Annotated in this window: 3 protein-coding genes; all 3 read right to left on the bottom strand. The window is 45.3% G+C overall.

Annotated features, from left to right (window positions below):
- Positions 1 to 55: 55 nt before the first annotated feature.
- Positions 56 to 784: a phage terminase small subunit gene (gene gpM, locus A7967_RS21920; protein ID WP_064436110.1), complete on the bottom strand. Its 729-nt coding sequence runs from the start codon at positions 782 to 784 to the stop codon at positions 56 to 58.
- Between the two features lie 86 nt (positions 785 to 870).
- Complete coding sequence (locus tag A7967_RS21915) at positions 871 to 1,908, bottom strand: phage major capsid protein, P2 family (protein WP_064436109.1); 1,038 nt, start codon at positions 1,906 to 1,908, stop codon at positions 871 to 873.
- A gap of 43 nt (positions 1,909 to 1,951) precedes the next feature.
- A complete protein-coding gene (locus A7967_RS21910; protein ID WP_064436108.1) occupies positions 1,952 to 2,833 on the bottom strand; it encodes a GPO family capsid scaffolding protein in 882 nt (293 codons plus the stop codon).
- Positions 2,834 to 3,089 lie beyond the last annotated feature (256 nt).

Here is a 3,089-nt window from a genome sequence, read left to right as displayed (position 1 = left end):
GCGTCAAACAACGAATGCTGACGAAGTGCTAAGTTGCCCACCGGCGTTGGAGCTGTTATTCGCTAACGATCCCTTTTAACTGTTTCGTTAGCTTATCGACTAAACCTTTAACCCCTGCTTTGTCGTTAATCGCTTGAGCGTGCTCTGCAAATAACAGTGCATTACCATAGTTATGCTGGGCCGCATCAACCTTGGCAGCAATGGCGTACAATTTACCGCCCACGACTTCAAGGCCGTTCCAATCTTGATTTTTTACGGTATTGATCAGGCCGCGCAGTACGTAGCTAATATCAAACAAGCCTTGTTGCTTTGATTCTGTTAAGTAGTAATTTGCATCGTCGTAGAGTTGGTCGATAACGAACGCAGGCCAATGCTTGGTATTAAATACCGTTGGCAGAGGTTGCTTTTGCTCAACCATAAATGGCAGGAGCTCTAACACAGCATCCCAGCGTTTAAGATCAACCAACCAAATAAACACCCATGCTAAAACCGTGTTCGGGTGGCACTGGCCGCTTAGTCGATATTGATTGATGTACCCTAGATAATCTTGGCGCTCTAACGCTTCAGACTTGTAAGTCGCTTTATCTGCAATATCTGTAAATGTTTTTAATTGAGCTAAGTCAGATTCGATGGCGGCTGCATAAAGCTGGTACTCGGTTTGCGTAGTGATAGTGGTTGGCGCATTGGTTTCAGTGGCTGTTGCCGCGACCGTTGGCGCTTTTTTTTCAGTGCTTGTTGGTACGCTGCTTGCTGCTTTGGCTAATGATTTTTTGACTAAGCTCATTTAAAAACACTCTTTAATATGGTGAAAAAAAGCCGCCCCAAAACAAGGGATAAAAGGCGGCTAACTGCTGCTAAATAATCAGGCTGCTATGCCCACGCGTCGCCAGTGGCATTGGGTAACTTGATACTGGTAGACTCGAAGTACATGACTTTTTCAAGGTCTTCTACGTAGTAGCAATCGTTGCGTGATAGGTAGTCCTCAACGCGCTTTTTCTTGGCGTTGTTTTCTACACTGGTACGCGTTGAGCCCGTTTGCACGTAGTGACTTAAATTGTCAAAACTGGTGACTAAAATACCGCGAGCGGGGAAAAACGGGATTTTGTAAGTCATCAAACCGCCGTAGGTATCAATCACCTGTTGCAATTCAATCTTGGTTTTTTCACTTGGGGTATGTGCTTGCTTGGCGTACAGCTTATTTTTATCTTGCGCTAAAAGCTCGTCGCCAATAATAGCCACCATGTTTGCACGTTTGTGCTCTGGAATACCTTGCAATGCATCGTGCACTGCTTGGTCTAGGTTTTCGTAATCGCCACCGGCACCAATGCGAATTTCGCCAGCGGTTGCGCCTTCACTAATTGCACGCTCGGGTGCATCGCGGCGAATTAACTGCAACCAACCAATGTTTACATCGTTCATCATTGGGTAGGCTGTAATATCAGTTGTCTCGGCTACGTGTGTACCATTCCAACCAATTTTAATAATGTCGAGTGCGATTGCTTGGCGCACGTGGTTACGATAGCGGTTATGAAAATCAGGGAACTTAGACCACTGATCCATTTTCACCCATGTAATATGAATATCGCATTCTGTTGGGTAACAACGGTATTCACGTTTATCGAGCTTTGATACATCGCGGGTTTTACGCTCTTTGGTGTCGTCAGTTTCAACGCCTGCACGACCTGTAACGCCACCGTCTACACTCATGATCACCGATTGACCAACAAGGTCGTCAACAGGTACGGTGTTGATCATCTGTAAAAATTCAGCGGACTCATAAACGGCGTCGTATAAACGCTGCTCAGTTGTCGGCTCTACATTAAATTGCTCGCTCATTGAGGCAACGCCATAATTAACGGCCATGCCTGCCATAATGGCGACGAATAACTCTCTGGTTCTGGTTTTCATGTGCTTTCCTGCGTGTTGCTACGTTAAGTTAGGGGGAGTGCGTTTACAGCAATTGGCTGTATTTGCCTTCGTCGCCTTCGGGTTCGTCGTCGGCGTCAGTGGTATCACCCGCAGGTGCTTTTAATGCTTTTTCAAACTTATCGGTTAGCTCTGTAAGCAATTGCTTAGTTGACGATAACTCTTCTTTAACTTGGCTTAACTCGGTGCTTTGCTCGCCTTTTGGCGGCGTTTCTTCGTCTTCCACTTTGGTGGTTGAAAACGAATCAAGCTTTGTTGTTAAGCCATCGAGCTTTTTACCAAACTCGGCAAGCGGTGTGCCGAGTGCATCTTTTAATGCAGTGGCTAATTCTTCTGGTTTCATGTCTGGGTCTTCCTTTGCGAATAGTCGTTTAAAAAAGGGTTTTTTAGGTGGTGTGTCGATTGGCTCACATGACCCTAAATCAACGGTTAATAAGGCGACTTCCTTGTCGTCTGGTTTACTCTTACTACTGAAATGGATTCGGTCGGTGTAGCAGCTTGCGGGGTAGTCGGTCACGGCTAAACCGGTTAGGTAGGTTTTGCCAGAGCCCATAAAATCGCGGCTAATTTCGATACTAAAGTAAACGGCTTGGTCTGCTTTGTTCAGCTCAACAAACCCTTGATTGGGGGCAAGCACGGCGTATAAACACACAACGCCTTCTTCGTTTTCATAAGCTTGTACGCTTACTACATCGCCCAACATGCCGGGAATATCTACGTTATGTAAGTTTTTAGCGGCCCAGCCTGACCAATTAAATTCGTGATCAACATTAATGCGGGCGCCATATTTACGCGGGTTATAGGTTTCTACAATGTCGGCTACGTCTTGCTCTGATATTTCGCGGCCGTCAACGGTCATGCCAACGGCGGCAATCGATAGCGGTTTGGTACGTAGTTGACCTGGCATAAACAACCCTTTTTAAATGTGTTTAAGTTAAACGTTTTGCTTTAAAGTAGTTTGCAGTTTGCACCCTCTTTTCAATCCTTTCCAACGGTTTAACTTTTTGAAATTCCTATATTAAGCTTTTAGGAATGGCTAGGTTTTTGACTAACAGATTAAGCGCTTTATAACGAATACACTGCCGCTATGGATTAATAAACGCGGTGCAATATGAAGGCGAACTACGGACCAGACATACGCAAAAAAGCACAAGATTTGTATG

Source organism: Pseudoalteromonas neustonica, assembly GCF_001653135.1.
Taxonomy (GTDB): domain Bacteria; phylum Pseudomonadota; class Gammaproteobacteria; order Enterobacterales; family Alteromonadaceae; genus Pseudoalteromonas; species Pseudoalteromonas neustonica.
Note: the sequence above shows the minus strand (reverse complement) of the source record. Positions and strands in the feature narration are given on the sequence as shown.

Bases quoted from the DNA above. Each gene is read 5' to 3' on its own strand.
- gpM (WP_064436110.1), bottom strand. From the start codon at position 784: ATGAGCTTAGTCAAAAAATCATTAGCCAAAGCAGCAAGCAGCGTACCA.
- A7967_RS21915 (WP_064436109.1), bottom strand. From the start codon at position 1,908: ATGAAAACCAGAACCAGAGAGTTATTCGTCGCCATTATGGCAGGCATG.
- A7967_RS21910 (WP_064436108.1), bottom strand. From the start codon at position 2,833: ATGCCAGGTCAACTACGTACCAAACCGCTATCGATTGCCGCCGTTGGC.